The 19096-nt window shown below is 59.0% G+C and carries 20 protein-coding genes; all 20 read right to left on the bottom strand.

Going from position 1 to position 19096, the window contains the following annotated elements; all coding sequences use genetic code 11:
* Positions 1-323: 323 nt before the first annotated feature.
* Entirely contained in the window at positions 324-1460 is a 1137-nt protein-coding gene (flhB, locus tag RGM3321_RS05940) for a flagellar biosynthesis protein FlhB (RefSeq protein WP_244392011.1), read from the bottom strand.
* 1 nt (position 1461) lies between these two features.
* Entirely contained in the window at positions 1462-2247 is a 786-nt protein-coding gene (gene fliR, locus RGM3321_RS05935; protein WP_002554276.1) for a flagellar biosynthetic protein FliR, read from the bottom strand.
* Positions 2248-2253: 6 nt separating this feature from the next.
* Positions 2254-2523, bottom strand: coding sequence for a flagellar biosynthetic protein FliQ (locus tag RGM3321_RS05930; protein WP_002554277.1), 270 nt, complete (start codon positions 2521-2523; stop codon positions 2254-2256).
* Between the two features lie 25 nt (positions 2524-2548).
* Entirely contained in the window at positions 2549-3301 is a 753-nt protein-coding gene (gene fliP / locus RGM3321_RS05925) for a flagellar type III secretion system pore protein FliP (RefSeq protein ID WP_058402557.1), read from the bottom strand.
* Positions 3301-3741, bottom strand: a complete 441-nt coding sequence (gene fliO, locus RGM3321_RS05920) for a flagellar biosynthetic protein FliO (protein WP_244392009.1) — start codon at positions 3739-3741, stop codon at positions 3301-3303. The genes fliP and fliO overlap by 1 nt, the downstream gene beginning before the upstream one ends.
* On the bottom strand, positions 3742-4200 hold the full coding sequence (gene fliN / locus RGM3321_RS05915) for a flagellar motor switch protein FliN (protein WP_002554280.1): 459 nt from the start codon (positions 4198-4200) through the stop codon (positions 3742-3744).
* A 61-nt stretch (positions 4201-4261) separates the two neighbouring features.
* Positions 4262-5230, bottom strand: a complete 969-nt coding sequence (gene fliM, locus RGM3321_RS05910; protein WP_244392007.1) for a flagellar motor switch protein FliM — start codon at positions 5228-5230, stop codon at positions 4262-4264.
* 9 nt (positions 5231-5239) lie between these two features.
* Positions 5240-5740 (bottom strand): flagellar basal body-associated protein FliL, encoded by a 501-nt coding sequence (gene fliL / locus RGM3321_RS05905; protein WP_058402554.1) that lies wholly within the window; start codon positions 5738-5740, stop codon positions 5240-5242.
* A 582-nt stretch (positions 5741-6322) separates the two neighbouring features.
* Positions 6323-7726, bottom strand: coding sequence for a flagellar hook-length control protein FliK (locus RGM3321_RS05900; protein ID WP_244392005.1), 1404 nt, complete (start codon positions 7724-7726; stop codon positions 6323-6325).
* A gap of 125 nt (positions 7727-7851) precedes the next feature.
* Positions 7852-8208 (bottom strand): Hpt domain-containing protein, encoded by a 357-nt coding sequence (locus RGM3321_RS05895; RefSeq protein ID WP_058401335.1) that lies wholly within the window; start codon positions 8206-8208, stop codon positions 7852-7854.
* A gap of 33 nt (positions 8209-8241) precedes the next feature.
* Positions 8242-9948, bottom strand: coding sequence for a fused response regulator/phosphatase (locus RGM3321_RS05890; protein WP_244392003.1), 1707 nt, complete (start codon positions 9946-9948; stop codon positions 8242-8244).
* The gene (locus tag RGM3321_RS05885) at positions 9905-10255 is read right to left on the bottom strand and encodes an STAS domain-containing protein (RefSeq protein ID WP_244392001.1); all 351 of its coding nucleotides are present in this window, start codon (positions 10253-10255) and stop codon (positions 9905-9907) included. Before RGM3321_RS05885 ends, RGM3321_RS05890 begins: the two co-directional genes overlap by 44 nt.
* A gap of 85 nt (positions 10256-10340) precedes the next feature.
* On the bottom strand, positions 10341-10790 hold the full coding sequence (gene fliJ, locus RGM3321_RS05880; protein ID WP_002554288.1) for a flagellar export protein FliJ: 450 nt from the start codon (positions 10788-10790) through the stop codon (positions 10341-10343).
* A 6-nt stretch (positions 10791-10796) separates the two neighbouring features.
* Positions 10797-12155 carry a flagellar protein export ATPase FliI gene (gene fliI / locus RGM3321_RS05875; protein WP_004664459.1) on the bottom strand — a complete coding sequence of 453 codons (1359 nt, stop codon included), beginning with the start codon at positions 12153-12155 and terminating at the stop codon, positions 10797-10799.
* A complete protein-coding gene (gene fliH / locus RGM3321_RS05870) occupies positions 12145-12963 on the bottom strand; it encodes a flagellar assembly protein FliH (RefSeq protein WP_230016520.1) in 819 nt (272 codons plus the stop codon). The genes fliI and fliH overlap by 11 nt, the downstream gene beginning before the upstream one ends.
* Before the next feature lie 15 nt (positions 12964-12978).
* The gene (gene fliG / locus RGM3321_RS05865) at positions 12979-13995 is read right to left on the bottom strand and encodes a flagellar motor switch protein FliG (protein WP_002554291.1); all 1017 of its coding nucleotides are present in this window, start codon (positions 13993-13995) and stop codon (positions 12979-12981) included.
* Positions 13988-15772, bottom strand: a complete 1785-nt coding sequence (gene fliF, locus RGM3321_RS05860; RefSeq protein WP_244391999.1) for a flagellar basal-body MS-ring/collar protein FliF — start codon at positions 15770-15772, stop codon at positions 13988-13990. Before fliF ends, fliG begins: the two co-directional genes overlap by 8 nt.
* Positions 15773-15787: 15 nt before the next feature.
* Positions 15788-16117: a flagellar hook-basal body complex protein FliE gene (gene fliE, locus RGM3321_RS05855; RefSeq protein ID WP_002554293.1), complete on the bottom strand. Its 330-nt coding sequence runs from the start codon at positions 16115-16117 to the stop codon at positions 15788-15790.
* A 245-nt stretch (positions 16118-16362) separates the two neighbouring features.
* A complete protein-coding gene (locus RGM3321_RS05850; protein WP_244391997.1) occupies positions 16363-17778 on the bottom strand; it encodes a sigma-54 dependent transcriptional regulator in 1416 nt (471 codons plus the stop codon).
* Positions 17778-18992, bottom strand: a complete 1215-nt coding sequence (locus RGM3321_RS05845) for an ATP-binding protein (protein ID WP_244391995.1) — start codon at positions 18990-18992, stop codon at positions 17778-17780. Before RGM3321_RS05845 ends, RGM3321_RS05850 begins: the two co-directional genes overlap by 1 nt.
* Between the last annotated feature and the right edge of the window lie 104 nt (positions 18993-19096).

Here is a 19096-nt window from a genome sequence, read left to right as displayed (position 1 = left end):
CACTAGATCAAAACATTGACGCCGATGGCGACCTGTATCGACCCTATTGCAAAAAGCTGTCCAACTTTTACAAAGCCAGTGCTGGTAAGGCTTTAGAGGCAGAAGCAACGTAAAACCGGCGTGCCTGCCGCAGTCAGAAAATCTTCAAGGGTGGACGCAGAGCGTCCAGAACGGCATGCGACGCGGAGCGTCGCACGATAGTTGAGATGGTCGCTCCTCACGCTCTGCGTGGGAATCGCACAGAGCGGACGCAGAGCTTCAGGAACCGCATACCCATGCGGAGCGCGGGCGCGAGGGTGGTCTGCTGGCGACGAAGCAAAGGGCTACGCATCGCGCTGCAGGTCGGGCGGGATCTTGATGTCGCCCAGCGGATCCGGGCGCTTGCCTTGACCGGCGCGGAACTGGCGAATCTGGTAGACGTAGGCCAGTACCTGGGCCACAGCCAGGTAGAGCCCGGCAGGAATTTCCTGGTCCAGCTCGGTGCTGTAGTAGATGGAACGGGCCAACGCCGCAGATTCCAGAATCAGTATCTGGTTATGCGCGCCGATTTCGCGAATCTTCAGCGCTACCAGGTCAGTCCCCTTGGCCAACAACATCGGCGCCCCGCCCTGCTCGGGATCGTATTTCAAGGCTACGGCAAAGTGCGTCGGGTTGGTAATGATGACATCCGCTTCCGGAATCGACGCCATCATCCGCCGCTGGGACATTTCGCGCTGCAACTGGCGAATACGCTGTTTGACCTCAGGGCTGCCCTCGCTGTTCTTGTGCTCGTCGCGGACTTCCTGCTTGGTCATCAGCAGCTTCTTGTGCGCTTCATACAGCACAAAGGGCACATCGGCAGCAGCGATAAATATCAGGCCACAGGCCATCCAGAAGCTGCTCCAGCCGACCACCAGCAGGCTGTGGATCATAGCCTGTTCCAATGGCTCATGAGCGATGGCCACCAGATCGTCGCGTTCCTTGTTCAAGACCACCAGAGCAACGGCAAGGATGATCAGAAACTTGCCGAAGGATTTGAGCAGCTCGACCAGCGCATGCGGTGAAAACATGCGTTTGAGCCCCGCCGCCGGATTCATCCGGCTGAATTTGGGCATCAGCGATTTGGTTGCGAACAACCAGCCGCCAAGCATGATCGGCCCCACCAGCGCCGCCACCAGCATGGCGATCAGAAACGGCAGCATCACAACCAGTGCGTGCAGGCCGGAGCTGAGCAACGCCTTGCCCATGTATGACTGATCCATGAGGGTTTCGCGGCTGATCGTAAAGTTGTCGCGCATCAACTCGGACATCATCTGCGCGATGCCTGAGCCGAACATCAGCAACCCGCCCGCCCCCATCAGCATGACCACCAGTGTGGTCAGCTCCTTGGAGCGCGCAATCTGCCCATCCGCTCTGGAGTCCTTGACCTTTTTTTCCGTGGGGTCTTCTGTCTTGTCCTGGCCATTCTCGTTTTCTGCCATCTCAACGAGCCCTCACCATGTCGCGCAACGATTGCAGTGCCTGACTGGCAATCGGCTGATACTGATTGAGAATATCGCCCATGCTCATCCACAGAATGACCATGCCCAGCACAAGCGTCAGCGGGAAACCGATCGAGAAGATGTTGAGTTGCGGCGCTGCACGGGTCATAACGCCAAAAGCGATGTTGATGATCAGCAATGCAGTGATAGCAGGTAACACCAGCCTGAGCCCTGAACTCAACGCCCAGCCTAGCCCGTTCGCCAGCTCCCAGAAATTATTGACTAGCAGACCACCACCCACCGGCATCGTGGTGAAGCTTTCGACAAGCACCTCCAACACCACCAGATGGCCGTTCATGGACAGGAACAACAGCGTGACCAGCATGGTAAAAAACTGGCCGATAACAGCCGAAGATACGCCGTTGGTAGGGTCGACCATCGAGGCAAAGCCCATGCCCATCTGCGTCGAGATGATCTGCCCGGCGATCACGAAGATATGGAAAAACATCTGCAGGGACAGCCCCATGCCGGCGCCGATGATGATCTGCTCGCCGATCAGCAACAGCCCACTGAGGTCAAGCGCCTGAACCGGCGGCATGGCTGGCAGCGCGGGAGCGACCACCACAGTGATGGCAAATGCGAGGTAAAGACGCACGCGCCGGGGAACCAGCGTGGTGCCGATCACCGGCATGGTCATCAGCAGCGCGACGATACGAAACATCGGCAGCATGAAGCTCGCTACCCAGGTACTGATCTGGATATCGGTCAGCGCAAGCATCGGCTGCATGCGGCGCTAGCCGATCAGTGTCGGAATACTGGTGTACAACGACAGCATGTATTCCATGAATATTTTCAACAGCCAGGGGCCAATGACAATCAGGGTCACGAGCATGACCAACAGGCGCGGCAGGAAGCTCAGCGTCTGTTCGTTGATCTGCGTGGCCGCCTGAAACATCGCCACCAGCAGACCGCACAACAGGCTCGGCACCACAAGAATCGCGACCAGCACGGTGGTCAGCCACAGCGCCTCGCGAAACAGATCGACAGCTACTTCCGGCGTCATCGGGCAGACTCCTCAGGGAAACGACTCATACGCCACCAAAACTGCCAGCCAGGGTGCCGACGATCAGCGCCCAGCCATCTACCAGCACGAACAGCATGATCTTGAACGGCAGCGAAATGATCAGCGGCGACAGCATCATCATACCCATCGCCATCAGCACACTGGCCACCACCAGATCGATGATCAGAAACGGAATGAAGATCATGAAGCCGATCTGAAACGCCGTCTTGAGCTCCGAAATCACGAACGCCGGAACCAGAATGGTCAGCGGCGCAGCATCAGGTGTCGGGATATCGGTACGTTTGGACAGACGCATGAACAACTCAAGGTCACTGGTACGGGTCTGTGCCAGCATGAAATCCTTGATTGGCACTTGCGCCTTGGCGACCGCATCCTGCGCCGTGAGTTTTTCAGCCAGATAAGGCTGCAGCGCATCCTGATTCACACGGTCGAAAACCGGCGCCATGATGAACATGGTCAGAAACAGCGCCATGCCCGTCAGGATCTGGTTCGAAGGTGTCTGCTGCAAACCGAGGGCCTGACGCAGAATCGAGAAGACGATGATGATCCGGGTGAAACTGGTCATCAGCATGACAAACGCTGGAATGAAGCTCAGCGCGGTCATGATCAGCAGGATCTGCAGACTGACCGAATACTCCTGCTGACCGTCGGCACCATTGGACAGCGTGATCGCCGGTATCGACAGCGGATCGGCCGCCAGCACAGCAGGCGTCACCATGACCAGCAACAGCAGTATCAGGAAACGCAACGCGCCCATTACTTCTTGTCCTTATCCTTGCCCATCAGCTCCATCAGGCGCTGAGCGAATTCAGGGGTCGCCTGCTCACGCACAGGCACCTGTACCGGTTCCTTGAGCACATGCAGAGGCGTGATCCGCCCTGGCGTGATACCCAGCAACACCTGTTCGCTGCCGATCTGCACCAGCACCAGCCGATCACGCGGACCGAGCGCGCGCGAACTCACCAATTCGATGACCTGACCATTGTTCGGCCCCACGCGCTGCACGCGGCGCATCAGCCATGCGAGCACGAAAATCAGACCGACCACCAGTATCAGACCGAACAGCAGTTGTACTAACTGCCCGCCCATACCGCCGGATACCGTGTTGGCCACTTGCGCAGGTGCGGCCTGAGCAGCGGGCTCGGCAGCCCAGGCCAGCGACGGCAGGGTCAGCAGAACACTCAGCCAGCGCCTCACTTAGCGCAGCTTCTTGATGCGTTCGCTCGGGCTGATCACGTCGGTCAGACGGATGCCGAACTTCTCGTTGACCACCACCACCTCGCCATGCGCGATGAGCGTGCCGTTGACCAGCACATCCAGCGGTTCGCCAGCCAGGCGATCCAGCTCGATCACCGAGCCCTGGTTAAGCTGTAACAAGTTACGAATGTTGATATCGGTGCTGCCAACTTCCATGGAGATCGACACCGGAATGTCGAGAATCACATCCAGGTTAGGACCGTCCAGAGAAACCGGACCCGTGCTTTTCGGCACGCTGCCGAACTCTTCCATGGTCATCCGGCTACCCGAATTCCCCGCATCCGCCGCCAGCAACGCATCAATATCAGCCTGACTGTCGCCGGCTTCGCCCAATGCAGCAGCCCACTCATCGGCCAACGCCTGATCTTCAGCAGACGTCATATCGTTTTCATCAGCCATCAGTTGTCCTCTGCACGCAGTATTTCAGTTACGCAACAATTTCCGACGTCGACCAGACAGGTCAGCGTCGCGCTATGGGTTCGATTACTTGCAGGGCCATCTTGCCCTTGTGCGAGCCAAGCTTGACCTTGAATGACGGTACGCCATTGGCACGCAGGACCAGCGAGTCGCTCAGTTCCACCGGAATAACGTCACCAGGGCGCATGTGCAGGATGTCCCGCAACGGCAACTGGCGCTGAGCGATGGTCGTGGTGAGCGGCACATTGACGTCCAGAACGTCTTCCTTGAGCGCGTTGACCCAACGCTCGTCCTGATCGTCCAGATCCGACTGAAAACCGGCATCGAGCATTTCGCGGATCGGCTCGATCATCGAGTACGGCATGGTCACGTGCAGATCTCCGCCACCGCCATCCAGTTCGATATGGAAAGTGGAAATGACCACGGCCTCGCTCGGCCCGACGATGTTGGCCATGGCCGGGTTCACTTCCGAGTTGATGTACTCGAAGTTCACTTCCATGATCGCCTGCCAGGCTTCCTTGAGGTCGATGAACGCCTGATCCAGCACCATGCGCACAACGCGAAGTTCGGTCGGCGTGAACTCACGGCCTTCGATCTTGGCGTGGCGGCCATCGCCACCGAAAAAGTTGTCCACCAGCTTGAACACCAGTTTGGCGTCGAGGATGAACAGCGCAGTGCCCCGCAGCGGCTTGATCTTGGCCAGGTTGAGACTGGTCGGCACGTACAGCGAATGCACGTACTCGCCGAACTTCATAACCTGAACACCACCCACCGCCACGTCAGCAGAGCGGCGCAGCAGGTTGAACATGCTGATACGCGTGTAGCGGGCGAATCGCTCGTTGATCATTTCCAGCGTCGGCATGCGCCCGCGGACAATCCGGTCCTGACTGGTCAGGTCGTAGCTTTTGACACTGCCAGGCTCGTTGACGGTGTCGGTCTGGACCATCCCGTCGTCGACGCCATGCAGCAGCGCGTCGATCTCGTCCTGGGAGAGCAGGTCTTGCACGGCCATGTGAGAGTCCTACTGCAATACGAAGTTAGTGAAGAGCAGCTGTTCGATCACAGTCTTGCCGAGTTCTTTCTGTGCCACTTCCTGAATGCTCGCGGTCGCTTTCTGACGCAGCATTTCCTGGCCGATCGGCGAGGCCAGCGACTCAAAGGGTATAGCTGCAAACAGCATGACCAGATTGTTGCGGATCAGCGGCATGTGCGCCTTCAGCGCTTCCATGTCGGCGGCATTGCGCGACAGCATGGTGATACTGACCTGCATGTAGCGCTGGCGACCATTGGAGTTGAAGTTGACCACGAAGGCCGGGGTCATGGGTTCGAATACCGCCACTGGCTTGACGTTAGCTGCGGCAGCGGCAGCAGCCGGGTCTGGTGTGCTTTCGCTCTTGTGCATGAGGAACCAGGTCGCGCCCACCGACAAACCTACCGCCAGCAGCAACGCCACAACGGCGAGGATGATGAGCTTGAGTTTGCCTTTGGTTGCCGGGTCTTTAACTTCTTCGCTCTTCGCCATGCCAATAATCCGTCACTATTCAAGAGATTCTTCAATACGTGACAGAGGCAGAGCAAGTGTTATGCCAGAGTTGTACGAGATGACGATGTATTGGACACAACCGGTTACGCGGCTGGGCGCGGAGGGATGGTGATGCTTGTGTCAGTGCTGAAGCGCCCGACCCGGGAGCTGATGACTATCGTTCCCACGCTCCGCGTGGTAATGCCTTTCGTGACGCTCTGCGTCACACAGTTCTGCGATTCAGTGAGATTCAGGCTCGACTTGAGTCATCTTTTCGCCCCTCGGCGACCTACTTTGATGGGGCCAAAGTAGGCACCCCCCTCGCTCCTGTTTCCGGCCCGACTTCGTCGGGCTCCTTCGCCCTGCCACTGATCCGGAGGGTCGCCGCAACGGGCCATCCGTGGCCCGGTGCGGCTAGCCTGGCGTCCTGCCAGGCTAGCCCCGGGTCAGCGCCAGAACTCAGCCGTCACTAAGGTCGCAATTTGTGTCGTCTGTACCATCGAGCTCGAAAAGCATTTCTACCTTAACAACTAGCAGGCAAGGCATGACTTAGCGTCGCGGCTGCCATGTGAGACAGGAGCATCACGCGTAATAATCGATCTCGCTGCTGCCGATCACGCGTGCAGCCGGCTGGCTGACCGGAACAGCAGCATCGACGCCTGCAATGTCATCCGAAGTGTCGCCTGAGCTCACGCCATTACCACGACCGTTGCGCTGGGCGCGGCTGGCCTGCTCTTGAGCCTGTTGCTGGGCCTGCTGTTGCGACTGGTCGGAAACGTTGACGTCGACGTTGCCAAGCCCCTGCTGAACGAACGACTCACGCAACCTCGACATCTGACTTTCCAGTGCGTCACGCACACCCATGTGGGCGCTCATGAACGTTACCTGGGTCTGCTGCTCCGGTGCCATGTTGATGCGGATGTCCAGACGTCCGAGTTCGGCGGGCTCCAGCTTGATATCGGCAGTTTTGAGGTTCTGGCTCGACAGGTACATGACGCGGTCGACAATGCCTTCGGTCCAGCCGCTTTGATGCATGGCCAACGGCTGACTCATCAACGGCGCGGCGGCAGGTGTTGCCGCAACACGAGCCGGTTGCGCGGCCTGACTCAGCGCAGCGAGGCGATCGGCAAAGTTATCGACGCGCGTGTCGCCAGCGGCGCTTTTGACATCCTTCAGTCCTTCGCCGATCAAGCCGCTGAACGACTTGTCACTGCTTTCCGTGCTGCTCTCTTCCGAGGGAAGCTGCTCGCTCAGGGCCGACAGGTTATTGACAAGATTCTGGTTTGGATCAGCTTCTGCGTTGGTCGGGGTCGCTTTGTTGGCAGCATGGGTATTCTGCGCAGCCAGCTGCGTTTTGGCGTTGGCATTCTCCAGCGCCAATTGCACCGCATCCAGACCATCAAGCGGATCGGCGTCCGGATTGAATGCTTCTTCAGTCGGCGCGGGCGGAGCAGCCTGAGTGACCGTGAGCGCGGTCGCTGCGGGCGCAGCTGTGACGTCAGGGCTTTGTGGCCTGGCGACCGGCAAGGCAGGCGCTTGCGCAGCCATCGCCTGCAACGCCGGGTCAAGCACCGGGTCGACAATCGCCAGCCCTTCAGTCAATGCCGGGTCTGCAGATGCCTGTGCATCATCCTGCTTTGAACCGGCACTGGCAGCATCATCCTCAGCGGCAGTCGAACGGGTTGGCAAATCATTGCCGCTATCGGCAACACTCGACGTGTCAGCGGCATTGGCCTGATCACCGGAAGACTTGTCCTTGCCGACGGCAACCTTGTCCTTGTCAGGCGCTGCCTTGTCGCGAGCCGACTTGACCGGCGCATCCTCACGCGACGGAACAGCATCCTTCGCCTGTTTGGCATACACATTGGAAAAGCTGGAGGCCCCGTCCTTGCTGCTGTCAGCAGACTTGACCGCATTATTGGCCGTACCGGACCTTGAGGTCGCAGTGCTTGTGGCCTGAAGAAGCGCATTGGTAGCGAGGGGCATTTCGGTCTCCGCATAAGCTGCTGGTTATCGCCTTACCAGAATATTTAGCAATATGCGGGCCAACCTTTCACCGCCGCTTGAAAGGTTGCCGGATAAAGGAAGATCGGGGATCTGGAAATCAGCGATCAGCTGACAAACAACTGCCGCTCTGCGTTAAACAAGCCGCGAATAGTCATGTATTCGCTGTCGATTTTGCCGATCAGCTCTGGCAGCCCTGTGAACAACTGCTGACGGGACTGCTCTTCCAACTGCCGACACAGCTCGGAAAGTTGCAGCGCACCCATATTGCCGCTGCTGCCCTTGAAACTGTGCGCGGTGAGGCTCAATTCCTGAAAGTCAGGATGGCCTGTTTGAACAGCAAGACGCAGTTGCGCGATACGCTGCTCGGAATCCTTGAGGAACACATCCAGCAAGGTCGGATACTCGTCCTCCATGACTTCCTGCAAGGCATTCAGCACGCTGTAATCCAGATGAATCGACACTTGTTCACTCCTTGATCAAGACTCCAGAGGGGATTATGCCACTCCCTCCCAGGAAAATTCCACGCACGCCGTCCTGCCATCCGCAGACCACCGAGCCTCACGACTCAATTCACACACCAGGCGTAGCCCGCGACCATACAGTTCATTGCTCGCAGGTATCTGCATCCGGACTTTTTCAATATCAAATCCCTGACCACTGTCCTCCACGCTGAGGGTCAGCCGACCACCCTCTGCAACTGGCTCGACCTGCACAGTCACGCGGATGAACCCGGTCTGAAGCATGCCAAGACGCTCGGCGCGCTGCTGATAATACAGGGCGAAGCCTGCCGCATCATGCTTGAGCGACGAATCCAGCCCTAGCACACCATGTTCCAGCGCATTGCTATAAAGCTCGCCGAGCACCATATGCAGTGCGGCACCCTGATTGCGCAGGCCATGAACTTCAAGCAGCAACTGCAAGACGTACGGCAGCGGGTTGAAGCGCCTCAGGGTAGAAGCGCGAAACTCGAAGCTGGCCGACCAGTCCAGCGGGCTGGAGGCGCCGCTGTCCGAATAGGTCAGGGCAGGCAGACTCTGCAATGGCTCATCGACGGCGCTGATTTCCAGCAAGCTGACATCGTCACGTGCCTTGCCGCCAAAATCGTTGAGCGCTACGAGAATTTCCTCGATCAGCAAGTGCGGCTCGCGGTTGGCAGAAAGCACCTGGCGCAAACGCTGCGCACCGAACAGTTCGTCATTGTTGTTGCTGGTGTCGAGCACCCCGTCGGACAACAGGAAGATGCGATCGCCCGGCGCCAACGGATAGACATCGGTGCGTGTATCGAAAGCATCGACGCTCAGCACGCCCAATGGCAGGTGACTGGAAGCCAGCGGCACATGCTCACCCTGCGCGCCGCGCAACAGGTAGCCGTCTGGCAAGCCACCGCTCCAGACCTCGACCTGCCGTTGTGCAAGGTTGATACAAAGCAGCGTTGCACAACAGAACATGTCGACGGGGAGGATGCGTTTGAGCTTGGCGTTCATTTCACGAAGGATTTCAACCAGGCCGTAGCCCTTGGCGGTCATGCCGTAGAACACCTCGGCAAGCGGCATCGCCCCGACGGCAGCCGGCAAGCCATGCCCGGTGAAATCCCCAAGCAGGACCTGCATGTGCCCGGCTGGCGTGTAGGCGGCCAGCATCAGATCGCCGTTGAACAAGGCATAAGGAGACTGCAAGTAGCGGATATTGCCGACCCCCAGGCAACCGGCGTGGGCAATCTGATCGAACACCGCCTTGGCGACACGCTGCTCGTTGAGAAGGTACTCGTGGTGTTTGCTGATCTGGTCACGTTGTTGACGGACAGTTTCGTGCAACACCCGCAAGCGGTTCATGGCATTTAGCTTGGCGGCCAGCACCAGCGGGTTGTAAGGCTTGGACATGAAGTCGTCGCCACCGGCGTCCAGGCAGCGCGCAAGCGCCTCGCCTTCGGTCAGCGAGGTGAGGAAGATGATCGGCACCAGCGACTCACCACTCATCGCCTTGATCCGTCGTGCCGCTTCGAAGCCGTCCATGACCGGCATCATGGCGTCCATCAGAATCAACTGCGGACTTTCCGCCTTGAAGATGGCCACAGCTTCGACACCATTGCCAGCACTGAGAACCCTGTGACCCTGCCGCGCAACGATGGTTGAAAGCAGCAGCCGGTCACTGGCGCTGTCATCGGCGATCAGAATGCACAGCTTTTTCGGGGATGCCTGCACTGGGTATGCTCAGTTCGAACAACTTCGAGAAATTGGAAATAGCCAGAATCTTCAGTACATCAGGCGTGCAATTGACAAGGTGCACCACCGCTTTATCGCCACCGGCATGGTCGCGTAACAGCAACAGCATCCCCAGCGCAGAACTGTCCAGATAGTGCGTGCCCCGCAGGTCGACCACATAGTTCAGCGTCTGCGGGTGATCCTCGTAGGCTGCGCGAAACGCCTGATGGGATTGAAAATCAAAGCGCCCCTCGATGTAAAGGGTCAGCGTCTGGCCATCGGCAGAGCGTTCGGAAGTGACTGTCATGGGGAACCTCGAGGTGTTTCATCACCGAGACATTGATAGCGTAGACCAGCCAGAGAAATCACCGCGGGTCTGATTGAGTCAAACGTCAGAATTGTTCGTGACGAGGCAGACGCTGCGACAACTCGTCGAGCAATTTCTGCTCCCGCTTGTCCTCCAGTCTGCGTGCTTCATCCATATAACGCTGCACCAGCTTGCGCAAGCCTTCGACCCGCGCATAACAATCCTGCCAGGCGCTACGCGCCCGATCGAGATTGGCCTTGTGCCACTCAAGACTTTTGTATTGCTGGGCAACGGCGACATCGAGCTGACTGAGAAAGCGCTGATAACCCAGCAACCACTGCCCGGAAACCCCGGCACTGCCGCGTTGCAACCATTGCTGCTGATAATCCTGACGAAACTGGTCAAGTTCCTGCAGCTTGTTGTTGGCCAGATTGACCTGCCCCTGAAAATGCCCAAGCCGCTGAGCCGCCGTTCGCTCGGCGGCTTCCGCCATCTCGACCACTGGCGCCAGACGCGCCGCTCGACTCTGAGCCATAGGCTATCAGCCGCCAGGTGCCGGTGCGAATATCGACGCCAGCGCCTCGCCACTGCCTTGCATGCTTTCGTTGTCTCGCAGACCCTGGCGCTGATAGCGCACCAACACCGGGTGCAACGCAATCGCCATGTCTGTCTCGCGATCGCCACCCGCCACATAGGCACCGACACTGATAAGGTCGCGAGTCTGCTGGTAACGCGACCACAACTGTTTGAAATGCTGCGCACGCGCCATGTGCTCGGGGCTGACCACCGCAGGCATGACCCGGCTGATGGAAGCTTCGATATCGATGGCCGGGTAATGACCTTCTTCAGCCAGACGCCGGGACAGCACGATGTGACCGTCGAGCACACCCCGCGCGGAGTCGGCAATAGGGTCCTGCTGGTCGTCGCCTTCCGACAGCACCGTGTAAAAGGCCGTGATGGAACCACCACCCGCCTCGGCATTGCCAGCGCGCTCCACCAGCTTGGGCAGCCGGGCGAACACAGAGGGCGGGTAGCCCTTGGTGGCTGGCGGCTCGCCGATGGCCAGGGCGATTTCCCGCTGAGCCTGAGCAAAACGGGTCAACGAGTCCATCAACAGCAGGACATTCTTGCCCTTGTCACGAAAGTATTCGGCGATACGTGTGCAGTACATGGCAGCGCGCAGCCGCATGAGCGGCGCATCATCGGCTGGCGATGCAACCACCACCGAGCGCTTCAGACCCTCTTCGCCAAGAATATGCTCGATGAACTCTTTGACCTCACGACCCCGCTCACCGATCAGGCCGACGACGATGATGTCCGCCTCGGTGAAGCGCGTCATCATGCCCAGCAGCACACTCTTGCCCACACCAGTACCGGCAAACAACCCAAGACGTTGGCCGCGGCCAACCGTCAATAAACCGTTGATGCAGCGAATGCCGACATCCAGCGGCTGGCTGATGGGGTCACGCTTGAGCGGGTTGATGGTCGGGCCATCCATCGGCACCCAGTCTTCAGCCTTGATCGGCGAGCGGCCGTCCAACGGCCGGCCCGCGCCGTCAAGCACGCGGCCCAGCATGCTCATGCCCATCGGCAGGCGACCGGTATCGGCCAGCGGTACCACTCGCGCGCCGGGCGCAATGCCCGCCACGCTGCCAACTGGCATCAGAAACACCTTGCCGCCAGAAAACCCCATCACTTCGGCCTCGACTTCGACCGGGTGATGACTGTCATCGTTGATGACCACGCAACGGCTACCCATCGCCGCACGTAAGCCCTCGGCCTCAAGCGTCAGGCCAACCATACGCAGCAGGCGGCCCTCTACAACGGGCTGCGCAGGCAGACTGATCGACTCGGCATAGGAACCGAGGCGTTTGCCGAAACTGGTGCGATCAAGGCGCATCGAGCGTGTCCGCGTCAGCTTCGGCTGCACTGGAAGCCTTGCCGGGCGAGGCTTGCAGGTCGACGCTGAGGTCCGCCGCAGCAGGATGCGTCACTTGCTCATGCAACTGATCATGCATTTTGGAAATAGCCAGCGCGATTCGCGTTTCGACACTGGCATCAATACGGCTGTGCTCGGTTTCTATACGGCAACCACCCGGCAGCAAGTCTTCGTCTTCGACTATTTTCCACGACTCCTCATGACGCTCGCGCATGGCCTTGACCAGCAGGAAGTCCTGAGGATTGATGAAAATTCGCAGGTTCTGCGCACCCATCGGCAATAGCTTGAGCGCATCGCGCAACACGCTGGCGATCTGCCCGGAATCAGTGACCAGTTCGCGCTGAATGACTTGCCGCGCGATGTGCTCGACCAGATGAATGACGGCCTTTTCGATCTGGGTGTCCTGCTCGGCGATAGGTGCCAACAGGTGGCCCATCAGTTGTTCCAGGCTGGCGACCTTGGCCGCTAGAACAACTTCCGCTTCCTGGCGCACTTTTAACTGTGTGCTGTGAAAGCCTTCCTTTTCACCGGTGGCAAAGCCTTCGTTCCAGGCCTCCTGGCGGATGCTTTCCAGCTCCTCCAGGGTCAGCGGCTGAACTTCGTCCAGCGGTACTTCTTCCATCTCGGCCGGTTCGTCGACCGGTTCCGGTTCGGGCTCAGGCTCGGGTTCCACATGTGGATCGAAGCTGGGCAACGCCCAGATATCGAGCAACCCGGCGTCCTTGGCGCGAATGAGGTCGCTGGCCGATTCTTTATTGGAACTGGACATGAGTCGGCTGAATCCTTAGATCATTTCCTCGCCACCCTTGCCACCGAGTACGATCTCGCCGGCCTCGGCCATACGACGCGCAATGGTGAGGATTTCTTTCTGGGCGGTTTCCACGTCGCTGACACGCACCGGACCTTTTGCTTCCAGGTCGTCGCGCAACAGTTCGGCGGCACGCTTGGACATGTTCTTGAAGATTTTTTCCTTGATCGCCTCGTCCGAGCCCTTGAGCGCCAGTACCAGCACGTCCGAGGATACTTCGCGCAACAGCGCCTGAATACCGCGGTCGTCCACGTCGGAGAGGTTGTTGAAGACAAACATGAGGTCTTCGATCTGTACCGAAAGGTCTTCGTCGACCTCGCGGATCGAATCCATGAGCGCGCCTTCGATGGAGCTGTCGAGGAAGTTCATGATGTCGGCTGCACGCTTGATACCACCCAAGGTAGTACGCGACGTGTTGGCGTTACCGGAGAACTGCTTCTCGAGAATCTGGTTAAGCTCTTTGAGCGCTGCTGGCTGCACCGTATTGAGCGAAGAAACGCGCAGGATGATATCCAGACGGACCTTGTGATCGAAATGCCCAAGCACCTCGCCCGCCTGGTCTGCGTCAAGATAAGCCACCACGATGGCCTGAATCTGTGGGTGCTCGAAACGGATCACGTCGGCGACGGCACGCGGCTCCATCCATTTGAGGCTGTCCAGACCGCTGGTGTTGCCGCCCAGCAGGATCCGGTCGATCAGGCCGTTAGCCTTGTCTTCGCCGAGTGCCTGGGTCAGCATCTTGCGGATATAGCCGTCGGAACCGACGCCAAGGCTGGTCTGATCGCCGACGATGTCGACAAACTCGCTCATGACCTCTTCGACCTGCTCGCGATGCACATTGCGCATCTGAGCCATCGCTACGCCCACTTTCTGGACTTCCTTGGGACCCATGTGCCGGAGCACCTGAGCCGCGTCGGTTTCGCCGAGGGAAAGCAGCAGCACTGCGGCTTTCTCGACTTTGGAGAGTTTGGCTACCATGGCTCGATCATTCATCAGTGTTAATCCACTCTTTCACGACCTGGGCCACACGACCCGGATCTTCGGCCACCAAGCTCTTGATTGCGTTCAACTGTGCGTCATAACCCTCGGTCGGGCTAGGCAGCAGAATACTTTGCGGGCCACCCAGGCTGACGCGGTCGTTGGACAACTCGCCATCCAGGCCGCCCATGCCACCCAACTCGGCGTCGCCACCGAAACCGGCCAGTTCCTTGCTCTTGCCGGTGGTGATGTTGTTCAACACCGGACGCAGTACGCCGAACACCAGGATCAGGATGAAGATCACCCCTACCGCCTGTTTGACGATGTCCCAGAACCACGGTTGCGAGTAGAACGACGCCTCTGGCAACACTTCAGCGCGCTCACTGGAGAACGGCACGTTGATCACGCTGACGCTGTCACCGCGGCTGGCGTCGAAACCGACGGCATCCTGCACCAGACGCGTAAAGCGAGCCAGATCCGCCGCGCTCCACGGCGCACGAGTGACTTCACCGTTGGCCGCATTGGTCTTGACCATGTCATCGACCACCACCGCGACCGACAGACGGGTCAGACGGCCCTGCTGTTGCTTGGTATGGCTGATCGAACGGTCCAGCTCGAAATTCTTGGTCGACTGCACGCGCTTGTCGGCCGGGTACGGAGCCAACGCTGGCTGACCGGTCGCCGGGTCCATGATCTGTTGACCATTGGCATCCAGCAGCGGCTGGCCTGGCGCAATAGGGCCTGCCGCACCAGCCGCACCGGCAGTTGCATTCTGCGGAGCAGTTGCAGGACCTGGCGGCTGGTTGCTCAGTGCCCCCGGAACGCCGCCCGTGCTTGAGCTGCTGGAGCGCTGTTCATTGACTGATTGCTCGCTGCGCAAGGCAGGCTGGTCAGGGTTGAAGCTTTCGGCGGTCGATTCGACGGCGCTGAAATCGACCACTGCCGAGACTTCAGCCTTGTAGCGATCATTGCCGAGAATCGGCTGCAGAATGTTCTGCACGCGCTGGGTCAGCATGCCTTCCATGCGACGGCTGTAGTCGAACTGCTTCCCAGCCATGGTCAGTTCGGAATTTTCCGCCTGATCGGAAAGCAAAGCGCCCTTCTGGTCGACGACCGTAATCTGCGACTTGCTCAGCTCGGGAACACTGGTGGCCACCAGGTTGATAATGGCCAGAACCTGGCTGGGCTCCAGCGATCGGCCAGCATATAGCTCGACCAGTACCGAAGCGCTTGGTTTGCGGTCGTCACGGACAAACACCGAACTCTTCGGAATCGCGAGGTGCACACGGGCACCCTTGACGTTGTTCAGGGCGGAGATAGTACGTGCCAGTTCGCCTTCCAGACCACGACGATAACGCGTGGCTTCCATGAACTGACTGGTCCCCAGGCCCTGATCCTTGTCGAGGATTTCGAAACCGATGTTAGCGTCGTTCTGCACCACGCCTGCCTGCGCCAGCTGGATACGCGCACGCTGCACATCATCGGACTTGACCAGCAGCGCGCCGGAATTGGGTTCGACGGTGTAGTTGATATTCGCCGCAGTCAGGGTGTCCATGATCTGCTTGCTGTCCATGCCCGCCAGGCTGCCATAAAGCGGACGGTAGTCAGGCTGCTGGGACCAGAGCACCACGGCAAAACCGATGGCCACGCTCGCGGCAAGACCGACCATGAGGCCGATCTGACGCAGCATGGTCATTTCGGAAAGGTTTTCCAGAAAAGACAAACCGAACAACGGTTTCTTATCGGAAGCGCCCGCTCTTGCTGGAACGGGATCGGCAGTTGCTTCGGCCATGACTCAGTACGTCCCTTAAACCGGCATCTGCATGATGTCTTGATAAGCTTGAACCAGCTTGTTACGCACCTGGGTCAACGCCTGAAAAGACACGCTGGCTTTCTGCGACGAAATCATGACGTCGGTCAGATCCACACCGCTCTTGCCGATTTCAAATGCATTGGCCAACTGACTGGAGGCCTGCTGGGTCTGCGCGACCTTGTTGACGGCCTGGCCAAGCATGTCGGCAAAGCTGCTGGCGCCGGCTTCCTGCGCGCCGGACACGGGCTTGGGTGCAGACATCGCATCCATCTGCATGGCCCGCATATCCAACATCAAGCGATTAAATTCAACACCTTGGCTCATGGACGTTTCTCTCGTAAGGCCCGCAAATTTTTGACACTGATTCAGCGGGTACAGAAGACATAGCAACAACGGTGCCAGCTAGATGGCGGCTATTTGCCACACCAAATGGGAATGCCATGTTGCCCGACATGAAATCACTCCAGACCGCCCGTACTCATGGGGGGGTATCCGGATATTTCCGGCTTGCACCGCTTATACGAATATTCAGTGACCGGCGATCACAACCACCGATCAGCGCCACCAGCTCAGGTAGCGAACAGATAGGCTTCCACATCCATCCCGGCATCGCGCATCTGCGCCAGCTTGTAACGCAAGGTACGCGGGCTGATACCCAGGCGCTCGGCGGCCTCTTTACGACGACCGCGCTCCGCACGCAGCGTGTCAATAATCATCTGAAACTCGCGACGCCTGAGGTCATCACCCAGTGCACCGACAGATTCCGCATTGGCACCGGAACCTGCATTATCAGACGAGGATGTGACAGGCAAAGACGGCACCGCCTCCACCACCGCAGCGGCTGGAAGACTTGTCACCGGCCCGGACAGACAGAAATCCTGCGCCTGTATCACCCCGCCCTGCTGCAGAATCAAGGCCCGCTGCACGGCATTGTCCAGCTCACGCACATTGCCAGGCCAGGGGTAGCTGACCAGACACTGCTGCGCTTCGGCAGAAAGACGAACCGGCGCGTGCTTCATTTTATTGACGTGCTTGGCCAGAAGCCGCTCGGCCAATGGCAGAATATCGGCAGTCCTTTGACGCAGCGCCTGCCAGGCCAGTGGAAACACCGACAGGCGATAAAACAGATCTTCACGAAAGCGCCCCGCCGCCACTTCACCCGCAAGATCGCGGTTGGTGGTGGCCACGACACGAATATCCAGAATGATCGGCTTGCGCGCCCCGACACGCTCGACTTCTCGCTCCTGCAACACACGCAACAGTTTGGCCTGCAGCCCCAGCGGCATTTCAGAAATCTCGTCGAGCAGGATTGTCCCGCCGTCAGCCTGCTCGAACTTGCCGGCCTGCGCGGCAATGGCGCCGGTAAACGAGCCCTTTTCATGACCAAACAGCGTCGCCTCCAGCATATTGTCCGGAATCGCAGCGCAGTTGATCGCAATAAAAGGCTTATCGGCACGTGGCGAATTTTGATGAATGAAACGCGCCAGCACTTCCTTGCCTGTGCCGGACTCGCCGGAGATCAGCACAGTGGAGTCGCTCTTCGCCACACGGCTGGCCAGGTTCAATAACTGGATACTGGCGGGCTCGACAGCAATCGGCCCGTCACGCTCGGCAGGCTCCAGACGACCTAGTGCATGTCGCGCAACCAAAGCAATCAGAGCCTTGGGCTCGAAAGGCTTGACCAGATAATCCGCCGCGCCCTCACGCATGGCATCGACCGCGCGATCAACGGCACCGTGAGCGGTCATCAGCAGCACCGGCAATTGCGGATAGCGATTGCGCAACAGACTCAGCAACTGGTGGCCGTCCATGCCCGGCATGTTGACGTCACTGATCACCAGACTGAATGGCTGCGCCTCGGCAGCAACCAGCGCATCCTCCGCAGAACCGACCGCCTGGTACCTGTAACCTGCCAGTTCAAGGGTCTCGCCAAGCGCCTCGCGCAGTGAACGGTCGTCCTCGACCAACAACACATTGATCGACATCAGTTGTTACCTGTGGAGCTGGACGCCGGAATCAGTGGCAGGCTGACGATGGCGCAAGTACCACGGCCGACCCGCGACAAATAATGCACGCTGCCCTGATGCGCACGCGAAACGGCGGTCACCACCGCCAGACCGAGCCCGGTGCCGGTGGTCTTGGTAGTGAAAAACGGCTCGCCGATACGCGCCAGCGCAGCCTTGTCCATGCCGCTGCCGTTATCGCTGAAGCATACGCGCAGCACATTGCCGCGGCTGTACACATGAACTTTCAGCAGTGTCCGGCCAGCACTGGCCTGGACGGCGTTTTCAATCAGGTTGAGCAACGAACCGACCAAGGTGTCGCGATTGCACAGCAACTCGCCTTCAATACTGTCGCACTGCCAACGTACCGGCACGCCCTGCACATGGGTGACCGCAGCGTTTTGCAACGCCTGAAACAAGGCAACGGGCGTCAGACGATCCGTCAGCGGCAACTCGCCACGGGCAAACACCAGCATGTCGCGAACCTGATGCTCGAGCTCATGCAGACGATCCTTGAGCCGTGCGGCAAAGCGCTGCTGGGTTTCCACCGGCAATTCCTGCTCGGTCAGATGACTGGCATAGATCATGGCGGCCGACAACGGCGTACGAATCTGATGCGCCAGAGAAGCGACCATCCGACCCAGCGATGACAGCCGCTCGTGACGCGCCAGCTGTTCCTGGAGACGGCGGGTTTCGGTCAGATCATTAAGCAGCACCAACTGCCCGGGCTCGGCGTCCAGCGAGCGGGTTGCAATGGAAAGCCTGCGACCGTCCTTGAGCGAGACTTCGTGACCATCGTCTTCACGCGGGGCAAAACACCGACTGATGACGTGACGCCAGAGCATGCCCAGCAATGGCTGGCCCAGCAGATCAATTGCCGCAGGGTTGGCTTCGCGAACCACGCCCATGCCATCAATAACGATTACGCCACCGGGGAGCAGATCAAGCAGGTTCTGCAGGCGGTTGGCCAACCGCTCCTTTTCCGCCAGCTCTTGCAGACGCTGGGCACCGGCGTGGGCCAGTTCGCCCTTGAGTTCAGTGACACGCGCTTCGAGCAGCCCATAGGAGTCGGTCAATTGCGCCGACATTTGATTGAACAGCGAGAATGCCTGCTCAAGCCCCTGACGACTTTCCAGCTCCGGAGAGTATTGAGCCTGAGCAGATAGGGCGGAAGTCAGTTGGGCGGCCTGGGACATAGTTCATCTCTCTCGTGGCGAACCGTCAGTAAACGGTGTGTTAAGAGGGACTTTGCAATCCTCGTGCCGAAAAAAAACCCCTGAAAATTCAGGGGCTTGATTTT

This window comes from Pseudomonas sp. RGM 3321, from assembly GCF_022836805.1.
Taxonomy (GTDB): domain Bacteria; phylum Pseudomonadota; class Gammaproteobacteria; order Pseudomonadales; family Pseudomonadaceae; genus Aquipseudomonas.
The sequence above is the reverse complement of the archived record's forward strand: the minus strand, read 5'-3'. Positions and strand labels throughout refer to the sequence as shown.

What these genes read in the sequence shown, in the direction of transcription:
- flhB (WP_244392011.1), bottom strand. Translation starts at nt 1,460, where the DNA reads ATGGCAGAAAACGAGAATGGCCAGGACAAGACAGAAGACCCCACGGAA.
- fliF (WP_244391999.1), bottom strand. Translation starts at nt 15,772, where the DNA reads ATGGCCGAAGCAACTGCCGATCCCGTTCCAGCAAGAGCGGGCGCTTCC.
- RGM3321_RS05885 (WP_244392001.1), bottom strand. Translation starts at nt 10,255, where the DNA reads ATGACAGTCACTTCCGAACGCTCTGCCGATGGCCAGACGCTGACCCTT.
- fliR (WP_002554276.1), bottom strand. Translation starts at nt 2,247, where the DNA reads ATGCAGCCGATGCTTGCGCTGACCGATATCCAGATCAGTACCTGGGTA.
- fliL (WP_058402554.1), bottom strand. Translation starts at nt 5,740, where the DNA reads ATGGCGAAGAGCGAAGAAGTTAAAGACCCGGCAACCAAAGGCAAACTC.
- fliM (WP_244392007.1), bottom strand. Translation starts at nt 5,230, where the DNA reads ATGGCCGTGCAAGACCTGCTCTCCCAGGACGAGATCGACGCGCTGCTG.
- RGM3321_RS05930 (WP_002554277.1), bottom strand. Translation starts at nt 2,523, where the DNA reads ATGACGCCGGAAGTAGCTGTCGATCTGTTTCGCGAGGCGCTGTGGCTG.
- RGM3321_RS05845 (WP_244391995.1), bottom strand. Translation starts at nt 18,992, where the DNA reads ATGTCCCAGGCCGCCCAACTGACTTCCGCCCTATCTGCTCAGGCTCAA.
- fliP (WP_058402557.1), bottom strand. Translation starts at nt 3,301, where the DNA reads ATGGGCGCGTTGCGTTTCCTGATACTGCTGTTGCTGGTCATGGTGACG.
- fliG (WP_002554291.1), bottom strand. Translation starts at nt 13,995, where the DNA reads ATGAATGATCGAGCCATGGTAGCCAAACTCTCCAAAGTCGAGAAAGCC.
- RGM3321_RS05850 (WP_244391997.1), bottom strand. Translation starts at nt 17,778, where the DNA reads ATGTCGATCAATGTGTTGTTGGTCGAGGACGACCGTTCACTGCGCGAG.
- fliH (WP_230016520.1), bottom strand. Translation starts at nt 12,963, where the DNA reads ATGTCCAGTTCCAATAAAGAATCGGCCAGCGACCTCATTCGCGCCAAG.
- RGM3321_RS05900 (WP_244392005.1), bottom strand. Translation starts at nt 7,726, where the DNA reads ATGCCCCTCGCTACCAATGCGCTTCTTCAGGCCACAAGCACTGCGACC.
- fliJ (WP_002554288.1), bottom strand. Translation starts at nt 10,790, where the DNA reads ATGGCTCAGAGTCGAGCGGCGCGTCTGGCGCCAGTGGTCGAGATGGCG.
- fliE (WP_002554293.1), bottom strand. Translation starts at nt 16,117, where the DNA reads ATGAGCCAAGGTGTTGAATTTAATCGCTTGATGTTGGATATGCGGGCC.
- fliN (WP_002554280.1), bottom strand. Translation starts at nt 4,200, where the DNA reads ATGGCTGATGAAAACGATATGACGTCTGCTGAAGATCAGGCGTTGGCC.
- fliI (WP_004664459.1), bottom strand. Translation starts at nt 12,155, where the DNA reads ATGCGCCTTGATCGCACCAGTTTCGGCAAACGCCTCGGTTCCTATGCC.